Here is a 4731-nt window from a genome sequence, read left to right as displayed (position 1 = left end):
CAGGCAGAGAGCAGCATGGTGACCGTCATTGCGGCGAGAAAGCCGGTGGCGAGCCACTGCACCCGGGTCTGATCGATGCCGAACTGGCCCATGATTGCCGGAACAGCCACGTTGACGATGGTGGATGAAAGCACCACCGCGATCGCCGAGACCATGGCCGCCGCCGTCGCGAGCCAGCGGTACATCGACCCATAGCGCGCGAACAGGGCCTCAGTCTGTGACATCGATCGTGACCTCGGCCATCATCCCCGGCCGGAGGAGATTCTGCTGTTGGGTGATCGCCAGCCTCACGGGCAGCCGTTGGGTGACCTTGGTGAAGTTGCCGCTCGGATTGGGGTTGGGCAGTAGCGCGAACTGGCTCGTAGCGGCGCCCCCCAGGCGCTGAACCTTGGCCTCAAACGTGCGGCCGGGATAGGCGTCCACCTTCACCTTGGCCGACGCGCCAACCTTCAGTTTACGGAACTCCGTCTCCTTGACGTTCACATCGACCCAGACGGTATGCGGGTCGTGATAGAGCAGGATGCGCGAGCCCGGCGAGACGTACTCGCCCGGATCGACAACGGTCTGATCGATGACCCCATCGAAGGCCGCCACGATCTGTCGCCGTCCGAGATCGAGCCGCTGCTGTTCACGCCGCGCAGCCAGCGCGTCGATCTGGGCGTCGACGCTCGCAATCTGCTCGGCGATCACCTGCACCTGCTGGAGGCCCGTCTGGGTGACCTCGGCGCTCGCCTTCGCGCCGGAGATCGCGGCGCGGGCGCGGACGGCAGTTTGCTCGGCGGCCCGAAGCCGCGCCTGGTCCTCCTCGAACCGGCTCTTGGCGACCAGCCCTTTCCCATAGAGGGTTTCGGTGCGCTGAAAGGCCGACCGTGCCACGGCCAGCTCAGCCTGCTTGGTCAGATAGTCGGCCTGGGCGCTGTCGATGGTCGCGGAGGATACCCCAGCTTGATTGCCGACGGTGTTGCGCACCAAGCTTTGCTGGGCCAACAACTGCGCGCGCTGCGCGCGCAGGTTGGCGATGTTGGCGTTGATCTCCGCCAAGCTATATTGAGCGTCGCGGGGTTCTATGCGGACCAGAATCTGACCCCTCTCGACTTGGTCCCCGGCTTTGACATCGAGCTGAACAATCCTGCCGGCCGCCTCGCTGGAAACCGCAATGACATCTGCGGCAATGCGGGCGTCATTGGTCGACACCCGGCCGGCCCTCCCGTGCAGCCAAACCGCGCCGGCCGCAATGAGGGCCACGATCACGGCGGCGACGAGAAGCAGGCGCCGCGAGGGTTTTCGCCCGATGCGAATGCTTTTCACGCTCGCGACGGGGTTGTCATCCGCCGCGCTCATCTTTGTTCCAAACGCTGGTTGACTCGTCCCAAAACGGACAGACAGGTGACGAGATCGGCGTCAGAAATATCCGCCAGCAACTCGTCGCGAAGCGTGGCCGCAATGCTCGTGATGTGGTCGAGGACCGGCTCTGCCGCGGCGGTGAGGGTGACGCGTTTGGCTCGCCGATCATTCGGCGCCTCCCGCCGCGCAATCAGGCCGCGCCTTTCAAGGTCATCCAACTGGCGCACGATCGTCGGCGCCTCGATTCCGAGCCGATCCGCTAAATCCCGCTGTGTCAGCCCTCCGTCCGAACTTGATAGCTCAAACAACGCCAGCCACCGCGCCTGCGAGAGGCCCGTGTCCTTAAGCCGCTCGTCTAGGCGCGCCCGCCAACGACGGCTCATCAGGTTCGCTGCCTGTCCAAAGGCGTGTCTGGCGGTCATCGAGTACAAATCCGTGTCGATAGGGAGCTAATAATTAGCATCAAAACGCCCCGGCGCAAACCTCGCGGCGCTTGTTGGATGATAGCCCCCTAACCATTAACCTACGAAGGTGCGTTGGGTGCGATTGGGCGCCCTTCGGGAAATACTAGGGCTACCCTTGGGTCTGAAGCGGGGGTTCATATGTATCGTCGAATCGTTCTTGCCTACGATGGCAGTGTGGAGGGACGTGCCGCGCTGCGCGAGGGCGCGATGCTGGCCATGAGGCTTCGGGCCCGGGTCTTTCTCTTGTCGGTCGCCGCAGAGACGCCTGGAAGACGGCTGGCCGAAGGTGCGTACGCCGGAGTCATCGCTCACGAGCAGGAAGCGTACCGAGCGGTGCTGGAAGAGGGCGTCACGGGGCTGCGGCAACTTGGCCTCGAGCCGGTCGCCGAGTTGCGGAGCGGCGAGCCCGCTGCTGAGATTGCCGCCTTCGTAGAGCAAGTCGCCGCAGACCTCCTGGTCGTAGGCCACCGGCATCGGAGCTTTCTTGATCGATGGTGGGCCGGCAGCAGCGGCGCCTACCTGATGGACCGCATCAATTGCAGCATGTTGATCGCCGGCCACCTGGTCTCGGACGAAGCGCTTGTCGACGCACGTGGGGGGGGCAATGAGTGACCTTGCCCCCACCCTTGGACCAGGTCGGGCCGGGATTTCTCGCCGGTCAGGCGTCGGGTGGGCCATGTGTCCCGACGCCATTCATGAGCTCGATCGGGCACTTGTCGCCGATCGCGCTGTGGGGACGATGTTCGTTGTAGTCCCTACGCCAAGCCTCGCATTTTGATCGGGCGTCGTCGAGGGACATGAACCAGGCGGTGTTCAAGCATTCGGGCCGGACCTTGCCGTTGAAGGACTCCGCAAAGGCGTTGTCCGTCGGCTTTCCAGGGCGGCTGAAGTCCAGGATGACGCCCCGCTGGTAGGCCCAGAGATCGAGGTCGCGGGAGACAAATTCGGGGCCATTATCGACGCGGATGACCCGTGGATAGCCCACCGCTTTGCCGGCCAGTTCGAGCGTCCGGACGACGTCGCAGGCCTTGTAGGCGAAGCGGGGATCCAGCGCCGGCGAGAACCGGCTGAAAGTGTCGATGATCGCCAGGATGCGTATCTTGCGCCCGTCGAAGAGCTGGTCGGGCAGGAAGTCCATGGCCCAGACGTCGTTGGGCCCGGGCGCTGGCGCTCGCCGAGCTTGAAGCGCTGACGCGGGCGCGCGCGACCCAGCAGCAGATTGACGCGGCGCTGCGCAACGCTGCGGACCATCAACTCGAGCGGAAACGCTATGCTGCGGCCCTAACGTCAACGCATGGGGATCGCCCGTTAAGGAACAGAGTGGGTCAACTAAGAATGCAGGTTGAGCAACCTGCCACGTCACTCTGACCGCCCCCCGAATCCCGGCAAGGTGACCGGCCTGGTGCTGCTGTCGGGCTATTACCGCCAGCCCCGACCGACGGCCGCGCGGCTGCTGAAGGTCGGGCCGGGATGCTGGAGATCATTACCCGCGATGTGCGCCATCCCGTCTTGGAGGTCACCAACCAGCCCGACCAGCTACACAGCATGCCATGCGGCCCTGTGGAACATCAAGGTCCGGTCCCCGTCGTGCACGGCAACTAGGACGATTTAGCGCCCATCGAGCTGGCCGAGAACCTGGTGGCCGAGACCCGCACGCGGCGGCCGATGCAGTTCGAGCGGGTGACGGGCGCCGACCACTTCCTCAACGACGGATCCGCCGAGAACCTGTTGACCACACTTGCGGGTTGTATCCCCCCGCCGCGGGGTGACTTCCGACTGCGCTGGCCGAAATAGCCGGCGGCCTGGCCCAAACGAATGACCCTATTGCGGCTCAAACCGGCTGCGCCTTCGACTGCCTGAGGAGAGCCGCCAATTTCCCTTGGCGCAGGCCATGTGAACGGCGATAAGGTTGGCCTCTCGGGAAGTCTCGGCCATGTCCGGACTTCGATAATCCGCCCGCTAAGACGGGCGCTGTTCGGGGAACGCCAGTATGAAAGCCGCCGTGCTGCGCGAAGTGGGCAAGCCGCTTCAGATCGAAGATGTCCAGATCAACAAGCCAGGCCCCCATGAGGTCCTGATCCGCACCGTGGCCGCGGGCCTGTGCCACTCCGATCTGCACTTCATGGAAGGCTCCTACCCACACCCGCTACCGGCGGTGCTGGGCCATGAGAGCGCCGGGATCGTCGAGCAGGTGGGCTCGGAAGTCCGGACCGTGAAGGTGGGTGACCATGTTATCACCTGCCTTTCGGCCTATTGCGGTCACTGCGAGTCTTGCCTGACGGGCCACCTCTCACTTTGCGTCTCGCCCGATACCAAGCGCGGCGCTGATGAAGAGCCCCGGCTGACCACCGCCGCCGGCCCGATGATCCAGTTCCTGAATCTGTCGTCCTTCGCCGAATACATGCTGATCCACGAGCATGCCTGCGTCGCGATCCGCAAGGACATGCCGCTCGACCGCGCCGCCCTGATCGGCTGCTCGGTGATGACGGGGGTCGGCGCGGCAATGCACACCTCCAGCGTCCGTCCGGGGGAGACCGTGGCCGTCATCGGCTGCGGCGGCGTGGGCCTGTCGGCGATCAACGGGGCGGCCATCGCGGGCGCCGGCCGCATCATCGCCATCGACACGGTCGCCGCCAAGGGCAACTTGGCCATGGAGTTCGGCGCAACCGACTTCATCGACGCCTCCCAGACCGACGCGGTCAAGGAAGTGCTCGAAATGACCAAGGGCGGGGTGCACCACGCCTTCGAGGCCATCGGCCTGTCCAAGACCGCCGAGCAGGCCTTCAATATGCTGCGCCGCGGCGGCACGGCCAACATCATCGGCATGATCCCGGTCGGCCAGAGCATCACCCTGATGGGCGCCGCATTCCTGGGCGAGAAGAAGCTGCAGGGTTCCATGATGGGCTCGAACCGCTTCCCGATC

The 4731-nt window shown here is 64.8% G+C and carries 4 protein-coding genes and 2 pseudogenes; 2 read left to right on the top strand and 4 right to left on the bottom strand.

Annotation, left to right across the window (positions count from 1 at the left end; all coding sequences use genetic code 11):
- From Q7V15_RS09935 to Q7V15_RS09925, 3 genes and pseudogenes are all read right to left on the bottom strand, one after another.
- Nucleotides 1–224: pseudogene (locus Q7V15_RS09935) on the bottom strand (MFS transporter); the annotation flags it as partial.
- Nucleotides 211–1341 (bottom strand): HlyD family secretion protein, encoded by a 1131-nt coding sequence (locus Q7V15_RS09930; protein WP_304755412.1) that lies wholly within the window; start codon nucleotides 1339–1341, stop codon nucleotides 211–213. The gene Q7V15_RS09930 and the pseudogene Q7V15_RS09935, both read right to left, overlap by 14 nt.
- Nucleotides 1338–1766, bottom strand: a complete 429-nt coding sequence (locus Q7V15_RS09925; RefSeq protein WP_304755411.1) for a MarR family transcriptional regulator — start codon at nucleotides 1764–1766, stop codon at nucleotides 1338–1340. The genes Q7V15_RS09930 and Q7V15_RS09925 overlap by 4 nt, the downstream gene beginning before the upstream one ends.
- A 180-nt stretch (nucleotides 1767–1946) precedes the next feature.
- Here Q7V15_RS09925 and Q7V15_RS09920 point away from each other — a divergent pair, with 180 nt between their 5' ends.
- On the top strand, nucleotides 1947–2420 hold the full coding sequence (locus Q7V15_RS09920) for a universal stress protein (RefSeq protein ID WP_293421544.1): 474 nt from the start codon (nucleotides 1947–1949) through the stop codon (nucleotides 2418–2420).
- A gap of 46 nt (nucleotides 2421–2466) precedes the next feature.
- Here the strand turns inward: Q7V15_RS09920 and Q7V15_RS09915 are convergent.
- Nucleotides 2467–2973, bottom strand: a pseudogene (locus tag Q7V15_RS09915) (integrase core domain-containing protein); the annotation flags it as partial.
- A gap of 825 nt (nucleotides 2974–3798) precedes the next feature.
- On the opposite strand from Q7V15_RS09915, the gene Q7V15_RS09910 reads away from it, so the two are divergent.
- Nucleotides 3799–4731 (top strand): Zn-dependent alcohol dehydrogenase (locus Q7V15_RS09910; protein WP_304755410.1); only part of this gene is annotated, 933 nt, incomplete at its 3' end.

The sequence above is a fragment of the Phenylobacterium sp. genome, assembly GCF_030651755.1.
Taxonomy (GTDB): Bacteria; Pseudomonadota; Alphaproteobacteria; order Caulobacterales; family Caulobacteraceae; genus Phenylobacterium.
This window is presented reverse-complemented; position numbering and strand designations above follow the sequence as displayed.

Bases quoted from the DNA above. Each gene is read 5' to 3' on its own strand.
- Q7V15_RS09930 (WP_304755412.1), bottom strand. From the start codon at position 1,341: ATGAGCGCGGCGGATGACAACCCCGTCGCGAGCGTGAAAAGCATTCGC.
- Q7V15_RS09925 (WP_304755411.1), bottom strand. From the start codon at position 1,766: ATGACCGCCAGACACGCCTTTGGACAGGCAGCGAACCTGATGAGCCGT.
- Q7V15_RS09920 (WP_293421544.1), top strand. From the start codon at position 1,947: ATGTATCGTCGAATCGTTCTTGCCTACGATGGCAGTGTGGAGGGACGT.